General features: G+C 44.1%; 21 protein-coding genes. 12 read left to right on the top strand and 9 right to left on the bottom strand.

The window, feature by feature from the left end:
• The first annotated feature begins 98 nt into the window (after window positions 1–98).
• Both ACFGVS_RS09125 and ACFGVS_RS09120 read left to right on the top strand, forming a co-directional pair.
• Window positions 99–881 (top strand): NIPSNAP family protein, encoded by a 783-nt coding sequence (locus ACFGVS_RS09125; RefSeq protein WP_439698380.1) that lies wholly within the window; start codon window positions 99–101, stop codon window positions 879–881.
• Window positions 882–1,144: 263 nt separating this feature from the next.
• A complete protein-coding gene (locus tag ACFGVS_RS09120; RefSeq protein WP_177183887.1) occupies window positions 1,145–1,483 on the top strand; it encodes a response regulator transcription factor in 339 nt (112 codons plus the stop codon).
• 67 nt (window positions 1,484–1,550) lie between these two features.
• Here the strand turns inward: ACFGVS_RS09120 and ACFGVS_RS09115 are convergent, their stop codons facing one another.
• From ACFGVS_RS09115 to ACFGVS_RS09080, 8 genes are all read right to left on the bottom strand, one after another.
• Window positions 1,551–3,221: a hypothetical protein gene (locus ACFGVS_RS09115; protein WP_439698379.1), complete on the bottom strand. Its 1,671-nt coding sequence runs from the start codon at window positions 3,219–3,221 to the stop codon at window positions 1,551–1,553.
• Window positions 3,222–3,333: 112 nt separating this feature from the next.
• On the bottom strand, window positions 3,334–4,632 hold the full coding sequence (locus ACFGVS_RS09110; RefSeq protein ID WP_439698378.1) for a sensor histidine kinase: 1,299 nt from the start codon (window positions 4,630–4,632) through the stop codon (window positions 3,334–3,336).
• A complete protein-coding gene (locus ACFGVS_RS09105; protein WP_274212734.1) occupies window positions 4,616–5,989 on the bottom strand; it encodes a sigma-54-dependent transcriptional regulator in 1,374 nt (457 codons plus the stop codon). Before ACFGVS_RS09105 ends, ACFGVS_RS09110 begins: the two co-directional genes overlap by 17 nt.
• Window positions 5,990–6,064: 75 nt before the next feature.
• Window positions 6,065–7,252, bottom strand: a complete 1,188-nt coding sequence (locus ACFGVS_RS09100; RefSeq protein ID WP_090651972.1) for an ABC transporter permease — start codon at window positions 7,250–7,252, stop codon at window positions 6,065–6,067.
• A 29-nt stretch (window positions 7,253–7,281) separates the two neighbouring features.
• Entirely contained in the window at window positions 7,282–8,514 is a 1,233-nt protein-coding gene (locus ACFGVS_RS09095; protein ID WP_439698377.1) for an ABC transporter permease, read from the bottom strand.
• Window positions 8,515–8,536: 22 nt separating this feature from the next.
• Window positions 8,537–9,202, bottom strand: coding sequence for an ABC transporter ATP-binding protein (locus ACFGVS_RS09090; RefSeq protein WP_090651970.1), 666 nt, complete (start codon window positions 9,200–9,202; stop codon window positions 8,537–8,539).
• 184 nt (window positions 9,203–9,386) lie between these two features.
• Entirely contained in the window at window positions 9,387–10,844 is a 1,458-nt protein-coding gene (locus ACFGVS_RS09085) for a TolC family protein (RefSeq protein ID WP_439698376.1), read from the bottom strand.
• Between the two features lie 128 nt (window positions 10,845–10,972).
• Window positions 10,973–12,220, bottom strand: a complete 1,248-nt coding sequence (locus ACFGVS_RS09080; protein ID WP_439698375.1) for an efflux RND transporter periplasmic adaptor subunit — start codon at window positions 12,218–12,220, stop codon at window positions 10,973–10,975.
• A gap of 502 nt (window positions 12,221–12,722) precedes the next feature.
• Here ACFGVS_RS09080 and ACFGVS_RS09075 point away from each other — a divergent pair.
• From ACFGVS_RS09075 to ACFGVS_RS09050, 6 genes are all read left to right on the top strand, one after another.
• Entirely contained in the window at window positions 12,723–14,033 is a 1,311-nt protein-coding gene (locus tag ACFGVS_RS09075) for a hypothetical protein (RefSeq protein WP_439698374.1), read from the top strand.
• Between the two features lie 6 nt (window positions 14,034–14,039).
• A complete protein-coding gene (locus ACFGVS_RS09070; RefSeq protein ID WP_439698373.1) occupies window positions 14,040–14,969 on the top strand; it encodes a nucleoside hydrolase in 930 nt (309 codons plus the stop codon).
• A gap of 329 nt (window positions 14,970–15,298) precedes the next feature.
• Window positions 15,299–17,515 (top strand): outer membrane protein assembly factor BamB family protein, encoded by a 2,217-nt coding sequence (locus tag ACFGVS_RS09065; RefSeq protein ID WP_439698372.1) that lies wholly within the window; start codon window positions 15,299–15,301, stop codon window positions 17,513–17,515.
• 17 nt (window positions 17,516–17,532) lie between these two features.
• Window positions 17,533–17,913, top strand: coding sequence for a DUF5071 domain-containing protein (locus ACFGVS_RS09060; protein WP_439698371.1), 381 nt, complete (start codon window positions 17,533–17,535; stop codon window positions 17,911–17,913).
• Between the two features lie 85 nt (window positions 17,914–17,998).
• Window positions 17,999–19,981, top strand: a complete 1,983-nt coding sequence (locus tag ACFGVS_RS09055) for a M1 family metallopeptidase (RefSeq protein WP_439698370.1) — start codon at window positions 17,999–18,001, stop codon at window positions 19,979–19,981.
• Window positions 19,982–20,179: 198 nt separating this feature from the next.
• A complete protein-coding gene (locus ACFGVS_RS09050; RefSeq protein WP_439698369.1) occupies window positions 20,180–20,428 on the top strand; it encodes a hypothetical protein in 249 nt (82 codons plus the stop codon).
• A 5-nt stretch (window positions 20,429–20,433) separates the two neighbouring features.
• Here the strand turns inward: ACFGVS_RS09050 and ACFGVS_RS09045 are convergent, their stop codons facing one another.
• The gene (locus ACFGVS_RS09045) at window positions 20,434–21,717 is read right to left on the bottom strand and encodes a hypothetical protein (RefSeq protein ID WP_439698368.1); all 1,284 of its coding nucleotides are present in this window, start codon (window positions 21,715–21,717) and stop codon (window positions 20,434–20,436) included.
• 132 nt (window positions 21,718–21,849) lie between these two features.
• Between ACFGVS_RS09045 and ACFGVS_RS09040 the strand changes: the two genes are divergently transcribed.
• The 4 genes from ACFGVS_RS09040 to ACFGVS_RS09025 all read left to right on the top strand — a co-directional run bounded on the left by ACFGVS_RS09040 (window position 21,850) and on the right by ACFGVS_RS09025 (window position 25,191).
• Entirely contained in the window at window positions 21,850–22,494 is a 645-nt protein-coding gene (locus ACFGVS_RS09040; RefSeq protein ID WP_439698367.1) for a hypothetical protein, read from the top strand.
• 24 nt (window positions 22,495–22,518) lie between these two features.
• Window positions 22,519–23,166, top strand: coding sequence for a hypothetical protein (locus ACFGVS_RS09035; protein WP_439698366.1), 648 nt, complete (start codon window positions 22,519–22,521; stop codon window positions 23,164–23,166).
• Window positions 23,167–23,347: 181 nt separating this feature from the next.
• Window positions 23,348–24,562, top strand: coding sequence for a glycoside hydrolase family 88 protein (locus tag ACFGVS_RS09030; RefSeq protein WP_439698365.1), 1,215 nt, complete (start codon window positions 23,348–23,350; stop codon window positions 24,560–24,562).
• 26 nt (window positions 24,563–24,588) lie between these two features.
• A complete protein-coding gene (locus ACFGVS_RS09025) occupies window positions 24,589–25,191 on the top strand; it encodes a TMEM175 family protein (RefSeq protein WP_439698364.1) in 603 nt (200 codons plus the stop codon).
• Window positions 25,192–25,242 lie beyond the last annotated feature (51 nt).

Here is a 25,242-nt window from a genome sequence, read left to right as displayed (position 1 = left end):
CCAAAAATCTTTCTCTTGTTGAGAAAATGGCGCAAATAAATTAATAAAATGCCCGAAAATTAGAATTTGAAATTATATTTACGAAATTTTAAGCAATCATGAAAACACAACTTACCCGTATTTTAACCTTGGCTTTTAGCTTTTTGCTTTTTGCTTTCAGCTTATCTGCCTCACCCAAAAGGTATTATTACGAGCTTAAAGTTTATCATTATAAAACCCTTAATCAGGAAGCTAAGATTGAGCATTATTTAAAAGACGCCTATTTGCCCGCGCTACACAGGGCAGGCATACCCAATGTTGGTGTATTTAAACCGATAAAGCAGGATACAGCCGACATGCGTATTTATGTTTACACACCTTTTACCAGCTTAGATAAGCTTACCGGCATTGATAAAAAATTACAAGGTGATACCCAATATTTTACTGATGGGGAGGAGTATATGAATGCCGACTATAAAGATGCCCCGTATACCCGCATTGAAATTATGATATTGCACGCTTTTCCGGGCATGCCGGCGCCCTCTGTTCCACAGCTTACCGGTAATAAAGCAGATAGGGTTTACGAACTCAGAAGCTATGAAAGCCCCACAGAAAAATATAACTACAATAAAGTGCGCATGTTTAATGACGGCGACGAGATAGGCCTGTTTAAACGCCTTGGTTTTAACGCGGTTTTTTACTCGGAGGTTGTTTCGGGTTCGCACATGCCCAACCTGATGTACATGACTACCTTTAACAGTAAAGAAGAAAGAGAAAAGCATTGGGCAGCGTTTAGTAACGATACCTATTGGAAAACCCTCTCGGCAAAAGCCGAGTATCAGCACAATGTGTCGAAAGCTGATATCTTTTTTCTTTTCCCAACAGATTATTCTGATTATTAGGCAATCCATTTAGTTGTAGTTGTTAAAAAGCAACAGTTGTATGTTTTTGCGCTCTATTGTTACAAAAAAGCATTGCTTATAAAGTAACTGTTGCAGGTTTGTACCGATCACCTGTTTAAGTCGCATCTGATATCCTGTTTTTTTTAGCAGATACCCTGCGATTAATATTAAATTGAGCATTAAGCCAGAATATTCCTGAAATTGCCAATAAAGGCTTGATTTTTGTTAAGAAAGGTGCATAGGTGGGAAATTTAAAAAAAATCATGATAGCGGACGATGATCCGGGGATTGTGGATGCAGTAGAGATCATATTAGATTTTGAAGGATACGAGGTTTCGTCGACCGTTAACGGTGCCACGGTTTTGGATATGAAAACAGAATTTCCCGACTTGCTGTTACTTGATATCTGGATGTCTGGCTCTGATGGCCGCGATATTTGCCGCGAACTTAAACACCGGTCAGATACCAGGGCAATTCCCATTATCATGATATCAGCCAGCCGCGATATCGAACGCTCCGCTTACGAAGCTGGTGCCGATGACTTTCTGGCCAAGCCTTTTGAAATTGACGATCTTTTAGGAAAAATAAAACGATTGTTGTAGATAAAAATCCTCCCTTAATTGCTGTGGTATAAATATACCGCACCATTAAGAGAGGACTAAGACGCTTTCAGGCCCAATCAAAGTCAACTACTGTTCCGTCGAGTTTCCATTTTTGCGGCAGCATTGTCTCCATCCAATCTAATGGTTCGCCTAACGGCAATACTTTAGCTGCGCTGGCAAAGGCTTTTTTAACGGCGGCCTTTTGTTCGGCACCCATAGCTTCGGGCTGGCCGGATACAAATAGGGGGGCGCCGCTTTTTGCCAATAATTCAAGCCACTGCTTGTTACGGCCCCATGCTATTTTAGTAGTTATACCTACACAATCACCATCTACAGCATAAAATTTATTGTGCTGCGGCAGGCGGAAAGCCAGCGTGTTTACACCCATTTTGCGTGTGCGTTCCCATTCGTTTCCGCTGGTGTCATCACCTATTCGGCACATCTCAAAAATGCCTGCGCTTAAATGGCTCATGGTATTACAGCCTATTACATATATCCCATCGCCTGCTGCTTCACGGATATCGCGGTACAAATCAAGAATGATTTCGGCTGTGGTTTTACTCCGGTCGTTATAATTCCAGTTGGGTGCTGTAATGCTGTCCTTCATGTCAAACCCCCAGCGGCTGGTGATATCGTAAGTGGTAAAGTCGTGTTTAACCATTTCGTACCCCCATTGCTTGTAAAAGCTGAAATTACGCTTAATACGCTCCCGGTTTTCGGGGATGGTAGGGTCGAGCGTTGGATTTTTAGGATCGTCGCGGCCCGGAATTTTTGGTGCAAGCAAGCTCGTCTTTTCATCATGACGGGCGCACAACGGGCGCATCCATAAGCCCGGGCGCATGCCCAGTTTCTTAATCTCGTTGCCCAACAGGTGCATATCCTTAAACTTATCGTTCGGCTTGCTAAAATCATCGTTCCAGCCGCCATCCCCTGGCAATAGTGGCGAATAGGTTGCCCAGCCCGCGTCAATTACCGAAAATGGTTTGTTATTGGTATCGGTAACCAGTTCGCTCATCATGGCGGTGGTTTGTTTTATCAGGTCGAAATTGTTGTTGCCATAGGCAAAATACCAATCGTTTATACCATAAATAGGTTGTTTGGGTAATCGCGGTTTTTCGCACATGATACCACAAAAGCGATGGTCGGTATAAAAAGCGTTTTCGCCCGGCTTGCTGTGCGTGGTTACAATATCTGCTGCATGCAGGGTGCGGTTACCCAACAATACGCCATTGCCGCCTGAATGGGTATCCAGGTTAAGGTCAAGGTGGTTTTGATCCAATCCCCACCAGCAAATGCTGCCCGCACCTGTTTTTACACCAAAGCAGGCAGTTTGTTTCCCATCATTTATTAATATATACCATGGGCTTTTACTCCCGTCAAAGCCCGATTTCCATTTTAAATCGCCATAGGAGCGTTCCCAATGATCGCCAAGGTATTTTGCCGATGATGGCGTATTGTGTTTCCAGCGCAACCGAACGGCGCTCAGTGGTTGTGTTGGCGACTGTAGGTAGATGCCTTTAGCATTGCCATTAGTTTTAAAATCAACCTCGATATCCTTGTAGGTGAATTTTGTGCCGCCGGAAGCTCTTAGCTTAACCCATTCTTCACCGGATTGCGCCCAAACCTCGTCGGGTGCATTCATAGTTGTTGTTTGGGCTGATGTAGCATAAGTTAGGCGGCTAAACAGTACGGCGGCGCCGGTTGTTGCCGTCAGTTTCAGGAAATGTCGTCTTTGCATAGTATAGTGATGTTCTGAATTGGATATACAACATTACTAAAAGCATTTAGTGATTTAAAATAAAATATTGCAAATTGTTGTTGCTAAAACGACTAAAGCTATTTTGCGTGCTCTAAAGCCAAATGGCAAACTCCGTTTGCCCCGTGGCCACAGTTTTTAAACTAAATTCAAAACCATGGTTTAGGAGTATCTCGCGTGTTAAGGTAAGCCCTATACCTTGTCCATCTTTTTTGGTGCTGAAGAAGGGCGAAAACAGGTTGCTGTTTTGTTCGGCAGTGATGCCTTTGCCCGTATCGGTAACGATGAGTTTTCGTTCTTTGGATAAGAGTGCGAATTTTACCAGCCCTTTATCTTCAATGGCTTCAATGGCATTTTTAACAATATTTATAAGCGCCTGCTCTAATTGTTGCTCATCGGCCATGATGCTTAAGGCTTCATCGGGCAGGTTAAATTCAAATTCAACGCCTTTTCCATTGGCTTTTGCCTGCATAAGGGTGGCTACCGACCGAACAAGCTTTTGAAGTAAAACAGGTTGTTTATTGGCAGGCGGGAGTTTCACCAGGTCGGCAAAGTTGCGCATAAACAGGTTTAGGTTTTGGTTGCGGTCCATGGCTATCTGTAAGGCATCCTTAAGGGTATCAAACTCATGCCCGGCCCATAGCTGGTCGGTTTTCATGGCCGATTGCATAATGGAATTTACCGGCCCGATGGTATTGTTCACTTCATGTGCCATCATACGGATAACCTTGCCGTAAACCTTTTTCTCGGCCGCCAGAATCTCAGCAGTTAAATCCTCTATCATAATAAAATGACGCGAAAAGCCCCGGTCAACAAAATGCGATTTCTGGAACTTGAACGAATTTATACCGTCCGGCTTTACCACTGCAGTTTCGCCTGATTTAAGCAATCTCATCTGCGCAAACAGGGGATGGTCCAGCTCATAAATGGAATTGCCTTGTAACTTATCATCCGGGATAGCCAATAATTGCAGGGCTTTTGGGTTTATTTGTTGTATCCGGTCGTCAAAATCTAAAATAACGATGCCGGTAGGTGAGGTATAGATCAGTTTTTCCAAAAAGAAATGTTGCTGTTCCTGCCTTGTACGTTCTGTTCTTAACTCGTCCATCATATGATTATATACATCAATTAATGTGTCAACCTCGTGCCTGCCGGTTGATAAAAATTTTACGTTAAAATCCTTGTCTTTTATAGCATCCAGCCCCTGCATTAATAATTTTAAAGGATTTATAAGTTGCCGGTAAAGCTGCACCGATACTACTACAGAAATAAGTACAAATACCTCAGATGCAATAAAGAAGACCTTGTTTTGCTGGAAAATAAAATAAGTGAGCACCAGCGTTACCAGGTGCAGTGTTACAACAAATAAAACATATTTAGTCCTCAGCTTCATCGTATGGTATCTGGTATTTGTCAAGCCTGCGGTAAAGCGCACTCCGGGTGAGCCCAAGTGCCGCCGCTGCCCGGCTTATTTTGTTTTTGTGGTGGTCCATAGCGCGTTTTATCATTTCAACCTCCACTTCTTCCAAAGTTAGGGTACCTACGCCGGGTAATTGCATGTTTCCTTTTTTTACCGGCGATAATTCTAACTGCGACCGGAAATCATCAATCCCCAACTCGTCTTTCCGGCTTACCAGTATTGATCGCTCTACCAGGTTTTTAAGCTGCCTGATATTGCCGGGCAATGGCAGTTGCTGCAGCCACTTCATGGCGGCGGCAGATACCGATAATTGGGGCCGGTTGTAGATATCCTTTAGGTTATTGATAAAAAAATCGACCAGTAAAGGTATATCCTTGGGCCGTTCGCGCAGGGCGGGCAGGTAAACGGTGATCAGGTTAATGCGGTATAACAAATCCTCACGAAAAGTACCGCGCGATACCATTTCGTTAAGGTTTTTATTGGTGGCACAAACCACCCGGGTATCTAATGTTTTGGTACGGCTGCTGCCCAGCATTTCGTAAGTACGGTCCTGTAATACCCTTAATAGCTTCACCTGGCTGCTGGCGTCCAGGTCGCCAATTTCATCTAAAAATATGGTACCCTTGTGTGCCATTTCAAAACGGCCAATGCGGTCAAAACGGGCATCGGTAAAAGCCCCGCGGATATGGCCAAACATTTCACTTTCAAAAAGCGAAGTAGAGATACCGCCCAAATTAACTTTGATAAATGGTTTATTGCGGCGCAGGCTGTTTTGGTGGATGGCCTCGGCTATCAGCTCTTTGCCGGTACCGCTTTCGCCCATAATCAGTATCGATGCGTCCGTGGTTGCCACACGGCCTATGGTTTCCAGGATATCCAGCATTTGAGGGTCCTGGCCAATAATGCTTTGAAAATTGTAGGTTTTATCTAATTGCTTACGGGTATGGTGTTCTGTTTTTTTATCCCTTAAATCTAACAGTGTTTTAACTGTTTGTATAAGGTGTTCGTTATTCCAGGGTTTGTTTATAAAGTCGTTGGCACCCAGCTTCATACCTTGTACGGCAAGCTGGATGCTGCCCCATCCTGTAATTAATATTACCGGGATAGCGCTGTTAAGCTGCTTTATGTTTTCAAGCAGGTTCATCCCTTCACGGCCCGATGTATCAATCGAAAAATTAAGGTCGAGAATAATCAGTTCGGGACTTTTTTTCTTTATGATCTTTATGGCCCCGGCGGGCTCTTCGGCGCTCACAGCATCATAGCCCTCGCTTTTGAGTAACAGCAAAAGCGAGGTGCGTACGGCAATATCATCATCAATAACCAGTATCATAATTGCAGGTCAATATCGTAATTAGTTAAAAGTATTGCGTGGTGAGTTTTGAGTTATTTTTATGATGCCCATATGCTATTCTTCGTGTAAAGCAACGGCCGGGTAAATAGCAGCAGCCTGTCTGCCGGGGTATAATGAACATAAAAATACCAACAGGTAGATAAATATGATTGAAAACAGGATGGCTACCAGGTAAATCCCTGCCGAAAGATCAAACACATTGAGTAACGGGAACTGCACGGCAAAAAATGACCCGATGATGAGCGAAAAGGTGGCCAGTATCATTGATTCCATAATGAGTTGGTTAGATACCGAGCTACCCGTGGCGCCAACAGCCCGGCGTAAGCCAATTTCGCCCCGGCGTTTGTTAATGTTATACCAAAGTACTCCAAACAGGCCGAGCGCCACGTTAATAACTAAAAAACAGCCTACAATACTTAGTACTATCATGGGCACTAAAGTAAAATAATTAATATCCTTACGTTTGTTTACAAGGTGCTCAATCTCCACGTTCGAATCTTTCATATAGTTGGCTAAAGTTTTGTACAGGCGGGCTTCGAAGGCAGCATTGGCACCTGGTACAACCTGCACCATGATTTTACCAAGCGACCTGAAAGAACCGGTGTCGGTCCTGTGGTATACCGCATCGCCGGCAGCAGCATAATCGCCTTTGGCCTTGATGGCCTGTATTACGCCCACAACTCTTTTCTTGTTTTTGCCGTCGTCGCTCTCATCAATGATTTTTCCTATCGCTTCGCCTTTACCAAACAGCTTCTCGCGTAATTCGTTATTGATAACTACAGATGGTATTTTGGTAGCCACATCGCTTTTATTAAACCAGCGGCCTTCCAGCAGCTGTCCGTTTAAAGTTTTCAAATAGCTATCCTCGGCATTATACATATTTACGTTGCTGTAATTGTGGTTATTGTAACCAGCCAGTCCTGTCCACGTATTTGCCGAAAAGGGGACGTTGTCGCTGCAAAAGCTGATTTCCTTTACCTCGGGCATGGCCTTAATATTATTACGCAATGTTTCGTAATAAGTATTCAGCGAATCGGTGTTTTTTGTTTGCAGGGCGTTATTATAACTAACAACCCATACGTTTTGGTAGCTAATCCCAATTGGCTTTTTATAATTGTTATAGTAGTAAACCAAAAGGCTAAATACCGCGAATAGCACCAGGAACGAGAATAGCATCTCGGACATCAATAAAAAGTTTTGCTTCTTTTTATTCCAGATGAGTTTAAATAAATGCTTAAACATAATATCTTGATTTAAAGGATGAATAATTGTTATGAAGCTTTCAAAGCCGTTACTACGTTTAGTTTTGACATGCGCCAGGCCGGGTAAACGCCTGAGATTAAACCAAACAGAAAACAAATGAGCAGGCCAATTGCCAAAACAGTAAAATTGATGGATAGTACCAGGTTGGGGATGAGGTTCATGCCATTTAGTACCTGGATAGCTACGAAGGATAATATAACCCCGATAAAGCCGCCCAACAGCGTAAGTATGATATTTTCGACAATAAACTGGTAAACCAAGGTGCCGGATGATGCACCGAAGGCCTTGCGTACGCCAATTTCTGACGAGCGTTCCATAATACGGGTGATGTTGATATTGACCAGGTTAAGCGTTGGCAGCATCATTACCAGTAGGGCAAATATGCCAATGGTTGTCAACACGATCATAACGCCCGATGATTTTTCGTTGCCGGTATCTACATAGCTTACAATATAAGGATCGGCATGGCTGAATATTTTATCAAACTCCTTGCTTTCCATTGGTAACCGGGCAACCATACTTTGATATTCATCATGCATACGCGGTAAATCTGCTTTTGAATTTGCAAGCAACACGCCAAAAAAACCTCCCCTGTACCCTTTATCTTTACGGTAATCAGTTTTTGATACAGTATAGGGCAGGTAGATGTCGCCATAGGTCATATAACTGGTTATAGGTACATTTTTTACCACGCCGGTTACCCTGTAATTCACGTTATCGGCCTCGAAGTACTTGCCTACAACCGAGGGTACATCGCCGAAGTATTGCTGTTTCATATCCTCTGATATTACTGCTACTTTATCGGCATTATCAACCTGCTGTTTATTAAAAGCCTTGCCTTCAATAAAATCGTATTCCATGATATCCCAGTAAGCATCATTGGTGTATTTATAGTTTACAGCAATCTTTTTATTGTTTACATAGGTATTTGTACCGCTGAATATAGAGGAAATGCCCACCTTAACAGGCGTTTTTAAGCTACGTGCATAGTGGCTTAAAAAATAGTAAGATAAAGGCCCCGAGCTTTGCCCGCCGGTTTTGTTTATCTCCTGCATTCTTGAAATATACAACGATCGATCGCGTTTCCTGTCGGGATAGCTGTCGCCGGCAATTTTATCTATAAAGGCGGTAAGTACCAGCAGTATGGTAAGGGTAAAGCTGATACCAAACAGGCTGATAAAGGTGAAAAACTTTCTTCGCCTTAACACCGCTATGGCTATTTTAAAATAATTTTTAAGCATGACTGATTGTTTAAGTGGTTAATTATTGAACTTGCGAACCATCAAACAGGCGTACCAAACGGTGCGTTTTGTGGGCCATGTTTTCATCATGTGTAACCATTACAATGGTAGTACCCTCGTTGCGGTTAAGGTTAATGAGGATGTCCATAATCTCGTTACCCATGGCGCTATCCAGGTTGCCGGTTGGTTCATCGGCCAAAATAATATCCGGCCTGCCCACAATGGCCCTGGCTATGGCTACACGTTGACGTTGCCCGCCCGATAGCTGGGTTGGGAAGTGTTTAATGCGGTTGGCTAAGCCTACCTTTTCCAATGCCTCGGTGGCCAGCATTTTGCGTTCTTTTGCTGTGGTATCGCGGTACAGCAGGGGCAGTTCTACGTTATCCAAAACCTGGAGGTCGTTAATCAGGTGATAGCTTTGAAAAATAAAGCCCAGCGTTTTATTGCGGAATTGCGCCAACTGCTTATCGCTCAGTTTTTCTGTTGATTTATCGGCAATTTTGATGTTCCCTTTTGATGGCGCATCCAGCAGACCTATAATATTAAGCAGCGTACTTTTGCCGCAGCCCGATGGCCCCATAATTGATAAAAATTCGCCCTTGGCCACGTCAAGGCTGATGCTGTTCAGGGCCAGGGTTTCTATAGTGTCGGTACGATACACTTTTTCGATGTTTTGTAAACGGATCATATTGGTGAGTTGTGAGTGGTGAATAGTGAGTGGTTTGTTAATTATTGAATTATTGAATGACTGAATTATTGAGTTATTGAATTTTTTAATTGTTGAATTACTGAGTTAGTGAATTAGTGATTTGGCTGATTAATTATTGAAGCGATGGGCTTTTTGAATTTTTACTTTTGAATTTTGACTTTCCCTACTGATAATTGATTTTCCTGTTGGCCTCGAAATCGTATAACGACAGGTAGCGTAACTGGTAGTAGGCTCCCCAGAAATCGCGGAGGGAAGCTACATAGTCGCGTTTGGCCTGGTCGTTTTCGCGGAAGGCTATGCCAAGGTCGGTGATGCTCAGGTCGCCTAAAACGTAGCGCTCGCGGGCTATCTGGTACTTTTCTGATGCTATACTGTCGGCCTCGGCAGTGTATACCAGCTGTTCTTTCATTACATTAAAAAGGGATACCTGGGTTATAATTTGCTGTTTAAAAGTTTGCTTGTCCTGCTCTACTGCATACTCGGTAAATTGCTGGTTGGCCAGGGCTGTTTTAGTGCGAGATTTAGAGCGACCCCAATCCAAAATGGGCACTGCCAATTGCACCTGTAACACCTGCTGGTTTTGCGGGTTTTTGTAAACACCCGGTATGCTGGTTGATGTATTTGAGTAACCCAAATTGGCATTCAATGTAGCGGTTAAACCATTTTGGCCTTTTGCTTTTGCCACATCCCGCTTAGCCTCGGCCACTCGGCGCAAAAATGCAATGGCATCCGAGCGGTTGGAAAATGCCTCGGCCAAAACTTTATCTGCCGATACCTGCATCTGGCTAATTTGTTCGGGTACTACCAGTACAATTTTTTCTTCGCCCTCCTGCCCGGTATAGCTGCGCAGGTTAAGGGTTGCAATTTCCATATCGCGTTTGGCGGTGCCTACAGCTTTTTTGGCGTTTATTTGTTCCAGTTGCAATTGCAGTATCTCGTTTTTTGAAACCTTGCCCAACTCAAATTTGGTGTTGGCAATGCTCATGATTTTTTGGGTATTAGCGTAATTGGTTTCGGCAATTTTAAGGTTAACCTGGGCCAGCAGCAAATCGAAAAAGAAACCTTCTACATCTATGGCTATTTTTTCCTGTGCTTCAATGTAGGCCTGTTTACTCTCGTTATATTTTAAAGGCTCAATGCGTTTATCCCACTTTAAACTGTTAAACTGGAACAGGGGCTGGGTATACCCGATACCATAGGGAATGCCATTGTAAAGCACATTATGCCTGTCGAAATCATCAAAACGCTGCAATTGTGTGGTTCCGTAAATTGTGCCGCCCGTGGCGGTAATGCTCTGGCTAAAATTAAGCGCCAGCGATGAGTTATCATTATGTATCGGCTGAAACTGTATGGTACCGTCGGGTTGTTGTACCTGCGTAAACGTTTTGGTGTATCCCGGTAAAATGCCGCTGAGTGATAACTGCGGCTGGTAGTTTGATTTATAAGTGCGGTATTCCCAGTATTTGGTTTCGCGCACCGTAGCAGCCTGCTTGGCGGCAATAGAGTTGGCCTTGGCCATCTCGACCACCTGCTGCAGTGTAAGCCGGAGCGTATCGCTGCTGCCGGCAGCAAATACCCCTGAACAAATAGTTAGTAATAATATGGTGTGTAAAAATTTCATTTGTTTTGTCCTAATTCAACCGTCATTGCGAGGTACGAAGCAATCCCCGATATGCAAATCAGCTTTGCAGGTTAATCACCTGTCCTAAAGAGATTGCTTCGTTCCTCGCAAAGACGTTTATGGTTAACTTAATTCGTTATCGTTACTTCCTTCGAGTTCTTAAACTCCGTCATATCCGATGTAATCACCACATCCCCGGGTTTAACCCCGTCCTCAATCTCCACATAGTCAAAATTGGTAAGGCCAATGTGTACCGTGCGCCGTTCGGCTTTGCCGTTGTTAATTACAAAAATGTCCTGTACGGTAGGGCCTTTAAACGCCGGGCCGTTGGCAACCCGCAGTATCTTGCTATGGGTTGCCGTTACCAAAAACACATCCACTTTCATATTGGGGCGAAGTTGTTTGTTGGCACGGTCATCCAGCTGGATATCGAAGGATATAATGCTGTTTTGTACCGATGGCGAAACATTGGTAACATGCCCGCGCAATTGCGTATCGTTAATGCGGATAATTACCGGGATACCGCTGTGCAGCTGGTCCATCGAATTATCCGAGATACTGCCCGATACCTTAAAACTGCCCAGGTTGGCAATACGGGCAAGGGTTTCGCCCTCGTGTACATTGGCCCCTATATTTTTGTTTACGTAGGTAATAACGCCGGTGCGGGTAGCCACCACATTGGCCAGCGCAAGCTTGCGTTGCAGGGCCTTCAAGTCGTTTTCCTGTATGGCGGCAGCAATCTGGGCTTCTTTAATCTCTATCTGCATGGTTTGCTGCTTGTTTTTAATCTCGTTTTCCAGCTGCTTTTTTTCCAGCTGGGCAACTTTAAGATTAAGTTCGGCCTGCTCAATGCCCTCGCGGGTACCGCCGCCTGCTTTAAACAGGCGTTTGGCATTTTCAACGGCATCGGCCAGGCTGCTGATGCGCAGTTGCTTGATGTCGTTGTTTGATTGGATATCGTAAAAGCTTTTAGCAAGGTCGAGTTTTAGTTTAGCAATCTCGTTCCGTTTTGATTCGAGGGTAAAGTTTAGCTTATCAAATTCTGTTTGGGTGGCCGATTTATCTAAGGTTAATATAGACTGGCCCGGAGTAATTTTATTACCCGCATCCATCAACGCACTTTTGATAGATGCATTTATCGGGCTGGTGATGATCTCCTCAAACTCGGGCAAAACCTCGCCGGTAGCGTTAAGGGTATTTTCTATATTGCCAACTTCTACGGTGGCGGTAGTGATCTCTGCTTTTTTTACTGATGATTTGATGAATCCCCGAAGAGCAACAACCAGCAGTACTAATACCGCGATACTGATCACTACTATCACCGCGCCTTTTTTTCTTTTTTGCGATGTTACCTCGAGCGTAATTTCCTTATCCATTGTGATATAATTTGCATAAGGTTTTGCAATAGGTATACCAATGTTAAAGTGTTTATTATTAGTGTTTTATGTGGTTTTTATTTTGAAAAAGTGTTCGATATCGGACAAATGTTTTGATTTTGGACGGGGGGTGTCTGAACTCGAATTAAACGAATTTTTAGAATTTCTCGAATTTGCTTTAAATTCTGTTAATTCTTTAATTCGTTTAATTCAGGTTCAGAAAATTGCATTAGGGACAAAAGCGGATACCGGCCTCGCGGATAAGGCCTGTGCAGTATAAGCGGTTGGCCCGGGCCGCAGGCAACGCTAAAATTAAGTCAAAAGGTAAAATTCAAAAGCCATGTATGGTGGATTTGGAAATTGTTAACAGTTGAGTGTCCTGTGTCCATCTTCATTCTGCTAATTCAAAAATCCTGTAAATTCTGATTCAGACAAACATTCCTTCTGTAAACAATGTAATTATTATCTTGTTCCACATTTACATCGAACCGGATACTTGGCTATGAAGAAAATACTGCTCTATTTACCCCTGTTTTTTATGTTATCATGCGGACATGGACCGGCACAGCTGGACGAGAATAAGAAGCTTAATACCCTTGCTACTGAGTATGTTAGGCTGGGCCTTAACATTGGCCAGTACGATACTGACTTTGTGGATGCCTACTACGGGCCCGACTCGTTAAAGCCAAAATTGCCGCCTGCAAAAGAGTTTCCGAAGGATAGTTTGCTGGCCAATACCAATATTTTGATGAACGAGTTGAAAATAATTTCGACCAATGCGCAAGTTGACAGCAATAAAATGCGGGCAGATTGGATGATTAATCAACTGGTGGCATTTGGCCGGCGCATCAGGATTTACTCGGGCGAGGAGCGGCCTTTTGACGAGGAATCGAAAGAGCTTTTTGGCGTATCGGCGCCTGTTTATGACGAGGACCATTTTAAAGCGCAGATAGCTTTGCTGGATAGTATTTTGCCGGGCAAGGGCCGCGTAAGCGAGCGTTTTCAAAAACTTGCCAATAGATTCATTATCCCCAAAGATAAACTTGACGCGGTTATAAAAGCGGCCATTGCCGAGGCCCGTAAACGTACCATGGCACATTACAGCCTGCCCGCCGGCGAAGCGTTTTCGCTGGAATATGTAACCGATAAGCCCTGGAGCGGGTACAACTGGTATAAAGGTAATTATAAAAGCACCGTACAAATTAACACCGACCTGAAGATTTTTATTGACCGTGCCATTGATGTGGGCAGCCACGAAAGTTATCCCGGCCATCATGTATACAACATGTTGTTGGAGAAACACTTGTATCGCGATAAGGGCTGGGTGGAGATTTCGCTTTACCCTTTGTTTAGTCCGCAAAGTTTAATTGCCGAAGGGAGTGCCAATTATGGCATCGAGGTGGCTTTCCCGGGGGAGGATAAAGCGAAGTTTGCCAAAAATGTATTGCTGCCGCTGGCCGGCCTGGATACAGCCGGTATCGACCTGTATTTTAAAGCGCTGGCTATCCGGGGTCAGTTGAATTATGCCCGCAACGAGGCTGCAAGGGGGCTGGTAAACAACACCATGTCTAAGGATAAAGCAGCCAATTACCTTACCAAATATTGTTTGATGAACGATGAAACGGCGGCAAAATCAATCAGCTTTATCAAAAAGAATCGCAGTTATGTAATTAACTATAATTACGGGCAGGATTTGGTAAAGGACTATATTGAAAGAAATGGCGGCACTGCTAAAAATCCTGCGAAGCAATGGGAACTTTTTGGTAAATTGCTGAGCAATGAGGTCGGCCCCGACCAGTTGCTCCAAAAGTAAACCACTATGTTTAAAAAAGTTGTCCCTGTTTGTCTTGCGGCTATATTATTAGCCGGCTGCTGCTATGCGCAAAAACGAATAGTTTGGCTTGATTCTGATACGGCCAATGAGATGGACGATTTGTACGCCATTACTTACCTGCTTAAAGATGCAGGTGTAAATGTAGTTGGCCTAAGCTCGGCCCATTTTAACAATGCCGATATGCTTGTTGGCGAAAAATGGCATTATTACCCTACCAAAAACATCAATACGGTACAGCTAAGCCAGGATTTAAACGAGGAGATGCTGAAACTTATGGGCCGCACCGATATACCACACCCGCTGGGTGGCCGCGGAACCATAGGCCACGCCTGGGGCGGCAAAGAACCGGTGCTTTCGGCAGCCGAAAAGGGTATCATAGCTACCGTACACCAGCTTAAAGCAGGCGAAAAACTGGATGTTTTGTGCATAGGCGCGGCATCAAACCTGGCATCGGCTATACAGGCCGATACCACCATTATTCCGCATATAAGAGTTTACCTGCTGGCTGCCCGATATTTTAGCGACCGCAAGGTTTGGGATAAAAGCGAATTTAATGTACGTAACGACCTGAACGCCTTTGACCTGTTGCTGAACTGCAAAGGTTTGGATTTGACAATTATGCCCATTAATACCGCCATTGCCTTAAAATTCGACCGCACAGTTTGCCGGGATAATTTAAAAGATAAGGGTAAATTGGGCCAGCTGTTGTATAACCGCTGGGATTTTGTAGAAGCTGGCCAAACCTGGATTATGTGGGACCTTGCCCTGGTAATGGCCTATCTTGATCCCGCCAAAGCCGAAAAGATAAGCGCACTTGTGCCGCCAGAGAATGACGCGCGCGAGATATCGGTTTACAAAACCATTGATGCGACTAAAATGCAGGCCGATTTTTGGAATAGGATGGAAGGGAAGTAAATTGAAGATTTTGTTTGAAAAAAGGAAGGGATTCCGAGTGGTAAAATTTGTGAAATCCTGAAGGAGGAGTGACACATCGGCGCGAGACTTACGAAGTTTTTAAAACTTCGTAAGTCTGGGATTTTCTAACCATGACATATTAAATTTCCTGTCATCCTGAGTAACGAAGGATCTGTCAGCTGTGCATGGCCGGAAGAAAAGTTCGCGAATAGATCCTTCGTTACTCAGGATGACAGTCTTTTATTTTTGAATGTCATTCCCCCCAGAAATTAGCAAAGTTTTACTGCTCAGCATACCCATTATAATAATACCATTAACCCATTATAACAATGAAGTCCCGATTTTTGATAGCCCTTTTAATTGCAACCTGTACATATGTGTCATGTAAAAATCCAAAGCCCAGCCATAACTTAAAACCAGGGCCGCCAAACAGTGGCTGGGGGGCCTACGCGGGATCAAAAGAAGGTAACCGGTATTCATCAAATGAGGAAATTAATTTAAGTAACGTTAGCAAGCTGAAGGAGGTTTGGCGGTACAGCACTAACGATAAAGACACGGCCAACCGCAGCCAAAACCAATGTAACCCCATTATGGTTGATGGTATTTTATATGGCACCAGCCCCAAACTGAAGCTGTTTGCATTGGATGCGGCAACCGGCGAACAAAAATGGCTTTTTGACCCGGCCAAGGCCGATACCACCAACAGCGGCGATCCGATGGCTTACTACAAAGTGAGCAGGGGAGTTATTTACTGGCAAAACAAAAGTGGCGGCGAAAAACGTTTGTTTTACAGCGTTGGCGCCAAAACTTTTGCCATCGACGCCGAAAACGGCAACCCCATTATGACCTTTGGTAAAAATGGTTACCTGGACCTGACGAAGAACCTTGATCGGGATACCAAATCATTTGTGGCCGGTACAACGCCGGGTGTAGTTTATAAAGATTTGCTGATAGTTGGCACGCGCGTAGCTGAATCGGCAGATGCCGCGCCTGGGCACGTAAGAGCTTACGATGTACGTACAGGGAAATTGCGCTGGATTTTCCATACCATACCACACCCGGGTGAGGCCGGTTACGAAACGTGGATGGATACAGCCGCTTATAAAAAGTTTGGTGGCGCTAATAGCTGGGCCGGCATGGCGCTGGATGAAAAGCGCGGGTTGGTTTATATCCCCACGGGTTCTATTGGCGGCGATTTTTACGGCGGTTTTCGTAAGGGGCAAAACCTGTTTGCCAACTCGCTATTGGCTTTAGATGCTGCCACCGGCAAGCTTAAATGGCATTTCCAGGTGGTGCATCACGACCTGTGGGACAGGGATTTGCCTGCCAACCCCAATTTGGTGACTATTATGCACGACGGTAAAAAGATTGACGCGGTAGCGCAGATCACCAAGCATGGTTATATTTTTATGTTCGACAGGACAAATGGTAAACCCGTTTTCCCGATAGTGGAAACTCCTGTACCAACCAAAGGCTTGCCCGGCGAAGCGCCATGGCCAACACAGCCTATCCCGACTTTGCCACAGCCCTTTGCCCGGCAAATGTTTAACCCCGAAGATGTTACTGACCGCACACCCGAGGCTCACAAAGAAATGCTGGATAAATATAACCAGGTTAAAAACCGCGTTATGTTTACGCCACCGAGTAAACAAGGCGGCTGGATATTTCCCGGTTTTGACGGCGGGGGCGAGTGGGGAGGCGCAGCGGTTGATATACAAACCAATATTATGTACATAAGCTGTTCTGAAATGCCCTGGGCGCAGGTGATGATTGATGTGCCTAAAACGACAAGCAATGGCTCGCTGGCCGGCAACGGACAAGTGGTTTACAATAAAAATTGTATCGGCTGTCATGGCCCCCAACTGAAGGGCAACGGATCGTCATATCCGTCGTTGGTCAACATCGGGAAAAAATATAAGGAAGATCAGTTGAGCCAAATCATAGCCAGCGGGCGCAATATGATGCCATCTTTTAAACAGATTACACCCGAAGATAAAAAGGCATTGCTGGCGTTCCTGCTTAAACTACCCGATGCCAGGGCAAATAAGACATTGGCCAAAGAACCAACCGGCGACCGCGCCGCAGCAACCAAAACTGAGAAGAAAATGGTTGACGAAATACCGTACACCATGACAGGTTACAACCGCTTTTTGGATAAGGATGGTTACCCGGGCATTAAACCGCCATGGGGTACGCTTAACGCAGTTGACCTTACAACCGGCAAACTGCTTTGGAAAGTACCGCTGGGCGAATACCCGGAACTGAAGAAAAAAGGCATCCCCATTACCGGTACCGAACTATATGGTGGCCCGCTGGTAACCAAAGGCGGGCTTGTATTTGTGGCAGCCACTAAGGACGAAAAAATTCATGCTTTTGATAAAAAAACAGGTAAAATGGTTTGGGAGGCCCAACTGCCCGCCGCCGGGTATGCTACCCCTGCCACCTATGCAATTGATGGAAAACAATATGTGGTTATAGCTTGTGGCGGTGGTAAAATTGACAGTAAATCGGGCGATGAGTATGTTTGTTTTGGGTTGGGGGATTAAAATTATTGATAAAAGTTATGGATATTAAAAAACTTATTCCAAAACATAAGCACGATCACGATGTAATTGCCGCTCTTAAAGGGCTTTCATTTGAAGAGATAGAGCCTATTATTCCTGAATTATTAGAATGGCTTCAAGATGCGAATTGGCCAATTGCCAGGCCTGTTGCCGATATTCTTGAACCCTTTGCCGATAGGATAGTTCCTGAAATAATTAAGATCTTAAAAACAAACGATGGAATGTGGAAATTGTGGGTATTGGGATATCTCGCAAGAAGCACAACAGATCCCCTTTTGTTGAATGAAATTGAACGGATCGCGAAATTTCCATCAAGAGATGAAATTGAAGATGAGGTGAATTTGGAAGCGATTGCTATTTTAAACGGGGAATATAAATGAGCCTTTAAGGAACATCGGTAAATTGGCAACAAAAATCAAAGCAACTTTCTGTCCTGAAATTCCTTTAATTATTATATTGCGGCATATGCAAAATAGTAAGCCCGTTTCTCAAAATAAACATTTAGTTAGGTTCTTCATCCCCTTTACGTTAATCGTTTTAGCGGTTTGCCAATCCTTCGGGCAGTCGCGGTACCGTCCCACCGATCTATTCCCAGCCTTACCGTTGTTGCCTCCCGGCAATGAATACCGCACCGCAACCGGCGAACCCGGACCTGCATATTGGCAAAACCAGGCCGATTATGTGATAGATGTAGCCCTGGATGATCAGAAGAACGTGGTTAGCGGAACCGCCACCATAGCCTATACCAACAACAGCCCCAAATCGCTATCGTCATTATGGCTGCAGCTGGAGCAAAATGTTTTTAAAAAAGATTCAAGGGGCATAAAATCAAAATTATTCCTTTATAAAAACCCGGAAGAAGAAACCGCCGATGGGGGATACGATATACAGGCCGTAAAGCTTAAGGATGGCGCAATTACAGGCGACATTAAATATAACATTTACGATACCCGGATGGAGTTGACATTGCCGCAGCCCCTAAAAAGCGGGCAGAAAATAACTTTCAGTGTTCAGTACCGTTACAATTTCCCTCAAAACTATAAGAATGCCGATTTCCTGGTTAACCGTACCGATATCCTGCCGACAAAAAACGGCAACATTTACGCGGTTGCCCAATGGTACCCGAGGATGTGCGTATTAGATGATGTGGAAGGCTGGAATACCTTGCCTTACCTGGGTAATGGCGAATTTTACCTGGAATACGGCAATTTTAACGTGAATATTACAGTGCCCGCGGGTTATATTGTAGAGGGCTCGGGCGATCTGCTGAATCCAGAGGAGGTATTAACCCCTGTACAGTTTAAGCGCTGGCAGGCTGCTAAACAAAGCGAGACGCCGGTGTTCATCCGCCAGGCCAAAGAAGTTACGGAAGCGTCGTCGCGCCCCGTAAAACCTACCTGTACCTGGAAATACAGGATGGATAATACCCGTGATTTTGCCTGGACAGCTTCGAAGGCGTTTATTTGGGAAGCCTTCAGCTTCCCGGTAGCCGGAGGTAAAAAGGTAATGGGAAGCTCGCTGTACCCGGTTGAATCCGACAAAAAAGATAGCTGGAAACGGTCATCGGAATATATCAAATTCACTTTGCAGCATTTTTCGGAAAAGTGGTTTACCTATCCTTACAATAAGGCAGTAAATGTGGCATCCAACCTGGATGGTATGGAGTACCCGGGGATGGTATTTTGTTCGGCCAGGGATACCGGTAACGCGTATTTTATGGTGGTAAACCACGAATTGGGCCACACCTGGTTCCCGATGGTAGTAGGCGGCAACGAGCGTAAATACGCCTGGATGGATGAAGGTTTTAATACCTTTATTGATAACCTGGCTGTAAAAGATTTTAACAAAGGCGAATTCAGGGGCTATGCCGAGATATACAGCCCGCTTGATACGCTTTTTTCAGAGCGGGTGGTCCCCATCATTACCCGGCCCGATGCCATACCCGGCGATATGGTTTTCCCGGTCCAGTACCAAAAGGTCGCCTATGTGCTAACCTTGCTGCGTAACCAAATAGTTGGCCCCGAAAGGTTTGATAAAGCTTTCCGCAAGTATATTGCCGATTGGGCCTATAAGCACCCTACACCCTGGGATTTTTTCAGGAGTATGGATAGCTCGGTAGGCGAGGACCTTAGCTGGTTTTGGAAATCGATGTTTTTAGAAAATTACCGCCTTGACCAGGGGGTAACTAAAGTTGAAAACCTGGCAAATGGCAAGGCGCAGATCACCATCGAAAACCTGGAAAAAGCCGCTATGCCGCTGGTGGTTGAATTAACCTACGCCGACGGCTCGACAGAGCACCGGGAGTTCCCGGTAGAGGTATGGGAGTATACCAGCAGCTACACTTTTACAGGCAACAAAAAAGCCGAGATAATTAAAGTAACCATCGATCCGGATAGCCTCTATCCCGATGTAAACAGGGCCAATAATGTTTATAAAATTGTTAATTAGCCAACAGGGCACGGAAGGTGATTGAAGGGTGCATGGAAGGTCGCCAACGGTGCGGGAAAGGTGCATGAAAGGTATGTGGGAGGATAATGTTTTTTAAAGGTTTTTTTGTCGCTCTACCCTTTATCAATAACAATAAAATAACATACAGTTAAATTGATGTTGATGCCTGGCCCTTAAATTTAAGGAAGCAAAAAACCAATGGACCGTATCCTTTTCCCCCGCAGTAACTTTGATGATCTTCGTAATTGCCCGATAGATAAACTGGAGGAGGATATCTCCCGCACATCTATCCGCTTAAAACTACAGGGCAACCTGATAACAGATCATGACCGCGAACGCTATAAGCAGGAGCTGGATAAACTAAGCGTATTTAAATACATCAGCCAGCTGCGAAAAGGCAAACTGAGTTACGAGGATTTTAACCAGAAGGTTGAATTGACTTCCTGAAGAGCCTAAAAACTCTCCTCATATACCTTTGAACCGGGCGTTTCCAGCTTGTAATGTTTTACCTGGCCGGGACCTTCAAACTCAAACCGCAGGCCTACAATACGGCCAATGTTGCGCTTTTGTTCAACATCCATGATTTGTTTGTTATTGAGATAAATTTTTAGGCGATGGTTGTTAACACTGCATTTTAAGGTTTGATATTGCCTGAAATCGCAGCCGAACGCGCTCAGATCGTGGTCATTGCCGCCAATCCAATATTGGCCGGTTAAAACGCCCATATTGGCAATGCATCCTTTGTTTACAATGGGTATCACAATGGCCATCCCATCGCCCAAAATGGTTAAATCGGCTTTGCGGCAAACAGATTGCCCCGGCGTTGCTGTATTGCGCAGTGTGCATTCCATCGTGAAATTATCGGCCCGGATGCCCGGAAATTCGCGCACATTGCAAAATTTCAACCAGGTATCATTAAACACCGGTGTGCCCAGTTTTTGCTGCATCAGGCTATCTGTAATACCCATATAGCCATCACCCTTTATTTCGGCAGATGACAAGTACACCGGTACTGGCTGATGATCTATAATACCAACCCATCCTTTGGTTTTTATAAAAACAACCGTTTGCTTGACTATCCGGTTGTTTACGACCAGTTTTGCTATAAAATGGCCAGGGGTATAATAGATTGACGTATGCTGTTTACCATCGCCGGGCACAAGCTCACGTCGGCGTGGGTCCCATGATTGCTGGATGTAAACACTAGCTGAATGAAAGGCAGATGCGTCATAACTAAAAACCACAGAATTGGGCAGGTCATCAGATGTCTTTTTACTGCTGAATTTTACGGTTGACAAATCCGGTGAGTCTTTTCTGTTAAATCCGGCAAAATAAAAGGCGCTAAACAATAGCAAGGGGATAGCTGTGAACCATATGTATTTGTACCTGTTTTTAGAGGAAGGATTGGCCGCCGGAATTTGTTCAATTGTGCTGGGTAGTTCGCTTTGTTCAATTACGCCATTAACCTGGTGGTGCTGCCTGAAATCGCGCCAGCTTTCATAATCAAGGAAACGGGCCAGGGCATTAAGTGTTGCGGCTGTTGGGTAGCTATCATAACGCACTTTGCCCCAAATGCGTTTTAGGGTTGAAATACTAAGCCTTACTTTTGTTTTTTCGAAGATCAATTTGCTCAATTGATCAAAATCGTCATTAGTCCAAATGCTGTTATCGCCCCAGTTTAACGAGCGTTCAATAAGCTGGCAGCATAATAAAAGCAGTTGTTTTTCTTTTTCCATCAATTTTTAGGCAATGACGCGGTATTTAAACCCGCAAAAACGGCTTGAACAAACTTGAACAGGATTGAAACGCCTGTTATGCTTAATTCTGTATGCTATTTGCAAGTTTTGCTAAAGTTAAAATCTAAAACCATGAAGAACAATATTTTATTTAGCCTCTTTTTAATAACTACGTTTTTTTGCGGCGATGCCTGTGCGCAGCAAAAGGAAGCCTATGATTTGAGTAGCCTGTTAAAACAGGATACGCCGATAACATCGTCCGCAAAAAAATTAAGCAAAATTACTGATGGCACCAGGAAGGGAATTTCACTTACAGGTATCGTTTGGCTCAAAGACATAGATTTTGCCATCGGGACAATTGACGTCGACCTTCGGGGTAAGGACGTTTTTCAGCAAAGTTTTTTGGGCATTGCTTTTCATGGCGTCGATACGGTTACCTATGATGCCATTTATTTTCGGCCTTTTAATTTTCAATCACCAGATACGCTTAGGCGTAAGCATGCCGTGCAATACATCAGCCAGCCAGATTTTTCGTGGGATAAACTGCGGGCAGATCATCCGCTTGCGTACGAAAATGCCGTTAACCCATTCCCGCTGGCTACCGCCTGGTTCCACGCACATATTGTTGTAAAGGCTGATGAAATTGTGGTTTATGTAAATCATTCAGCCAAACCATCACTCAGCGTTAAAAAACTGAATAACCGGCAACACGGCCTCATCGGATTGTGGAATGATAGTTTGCCCGGCGATTTTGCCAACCTCGTTATCAAACAATAAAACACTAACCTATAAAAATTCGTTATGAAAAAGCTATTGTTATTATTTGTTCTTTTTGCAGCTATTAGGGTAAATGCCCAGCCAAAGTATAAGGTGCAGAACCTGCCGGCCATTAACCCGAAAGAATGGAATATCCCCAAAAATGACACCCTTGATTATGAATTTGGCAGCTACCAGGGTAAAAAAGCGTTGCTGATAAAACGGAAGATAGGTAATTACAAATCGGCGAGCCTGGCCTATCCTAAGAGTTTAATTTTTAAGGATGGTATTATCGAGTTTGATTTGGCATTTGCGGGCAAGGGAAATGGTTATATCGGCCTTGCCTTCAGGATTAAAGATGCTCATCATTATGAAACTGTATATTTCAGGCCATTGTCATCGGGTACCATCAATGCTATCCAATATATGCCCGAAAAAAAAGCAGAATTTAACTGGTGGGATTACGAAGCCGATAAATACCAGGCCAGCGCGATACTGCCTGCTAACGGCTGGTTTCATGTTAAAGTGATAGTTACAGGCAAAAAAATGGAAGTATATGTGAACAATGCTGCTAAACCTGCGATGGTTTACACCTCGCTTGATCCTTCACTAAAAATAGGCTCGGTGGGTTATTGGCATGGTAATTCGTCCTTAGGCGCTTACCGGAATCTGACAATAAAAACACTCGAATAGCGATGAACGGACAATAATTCAGCATGCGGGTTTGATACTAAAAATGCATGGCAAGCACAGGAGCAGTATTTATATTATGCAGCGGGCAAAATTGTTTTGATGCTGGAAGGGCTACGAGATAAATTTGGTTCTTAAAATTCCAATCAAAATATGCAACTTTATTGCCAGCCAAATTATATCTATGAAATTCAAAATATTGCCCGCCCTCATCTGTACTGTTTGCTTAATAGCGATTGCTTTTTTTAGTAATGCCCAACCGGCTTTAAAACCGGAAAGAGCGCTTTCAGATACCATCAAAAAAAACTTTATTGCTGCGGATGCCCAATACAAATTATTGGCAACAAAGATAGGACCGGAGGAGTTCCCGAAAACTTATCATCACGATAAGGACAAACAGGAAAACAGCAACTCGGCCTGGTGGTGCAGTGGCTTTTATCCCGGCAGCCTGTTGTTTTTATACCAGGAAACAAAAGATAAACAGCTGCTTACCGAGGCCAACCGCATTATGGGGGTATTGGCTAAAGAGCAGTTTAATACCCATACCCATGATTTGGGCTTTATGATGTATTGCAGCTTTGGCAACGCCAACAAAATTGAGCCTAAGCCGGAGTATAAGGAGATATTAATCAATAGCGCTAAATCGTTATCAACCAGGTTTAACCCGGCGGTGGGCTGTATTAAATCCTGGGATTCAAAACCAGGCGATTACCTGGTGATTATTGACAACATGATGAACCTTGAACTGCTTTTTTGGGCAACGCGGGAAACGGGCGATTCCAGTTATTATAAAATAGCGGTTACCCATGCCAATACAACCATGAAAAACCATTTCAGACCCGATTTTAGCTCGTACCACGTCATAAATTACGATGCCCTAACAGGCGCGGTAAAGGAAAAGAAAACTGCCCAGGGCTTTGCTAATGAATCGGCATGGGCAAGGGGCCAGTCATGGGGTTTGTATGGTTATACCGTTATGTACCGCGAAACGCATGATAAAAAATATCTTGACCAGGCACAAAACATAGCGCATTTTATATTGACTAACCCAAATTTGCCGGCAGATAAAATTCCATATTGGGATTACAATGCCAGCAACATTCCCAACGCATTAAAAGATGCATCGGCGGCTTCTGTTATGGCTTCGGCCCTGCTTGAATTATGCAGGTATAGCGATGCCAAAAAAGGGCGGCAGTATTTTGATGTTGCACAAACCATATTAAAAACACTATCGGCACCTCCTTATATGGCTGCTGCGGGTACCAACGGCGGTTTTATTTTGCAGCACAGCGTTGGCCATTTCCCCGCCGGGACAGAAATTGATGTCCCTTTAACTTACGCCGATTACTATTTTATTGAGGCTATGCAGCGTTACCTGGCATTCGGCACAAAAAAATAACTTACTTTTAGCTGTAAAAATATAAAATGGCATTAGGTAAAGGTAGGTTAGAGGCTTTCAGCGATGGTGTTATCGCCATCATTATCACCATTATGGTATTGGAGATGAAGGTGCCCCACGGCGATAGTATTGAGGTGTTAAAGCCGTTTATTCCAGTCTTTATGACTTATGTATTGAGTTTTGTTTACGTAGGCATTTATTGGAACAACCATCACCATACCCTGCAGGCAGTAAAATCAATAAATGGCAAAACGCTGTGGGCCAATCTGCATTTGCTGTTTTGGCTATCGTTGATACCATTTGTAACCGGATGGATGGGCGAAAATCACTTTGCCAAATGGCCTGTAATGTGTTACGGTTTTGTACTGCTGATGAATGGCATAGCGTACACAATCCTGGTGAAAAATCTTGTTCGCCATCATGGCGAGCACTCCTTATTGGCACAGGCCTTTGGTGAAGACTGGAAGGGTAAAATATCTGTTATTTTATATGCCGTAGCCATTTGCTTATCCTGGTTTAGCCCTGTTGGGGCACTTGGGTTGTATGTTTTAGTTGCCGGCATCTGGTTTATTCCTGACAAAAGAATTGAAAATAAACTAACTCATCATGATGCTGACAGCCAGCTATAAATAGAAATACCTGGTTGTCTGTTGCTAAATAATATCAACTAAATGCATTTA

The sequence above is a fragment of the Mucilaginibacter sediminis genome (assembly GCF_051903035.1).
In the GTDB taxonomy this organism is placed as follows: domain Bacteria; phylum Bacteroidota; class Bacteroidia; order Sphingobacteriales; family Sphingobacteriaceae; genus Mucilaginibacter.
The sequence above is the reverse complement of the archived record's forward strand: the minus strand, read 5'-3'. Positions and strand labels throughout refer to the sequence as shown.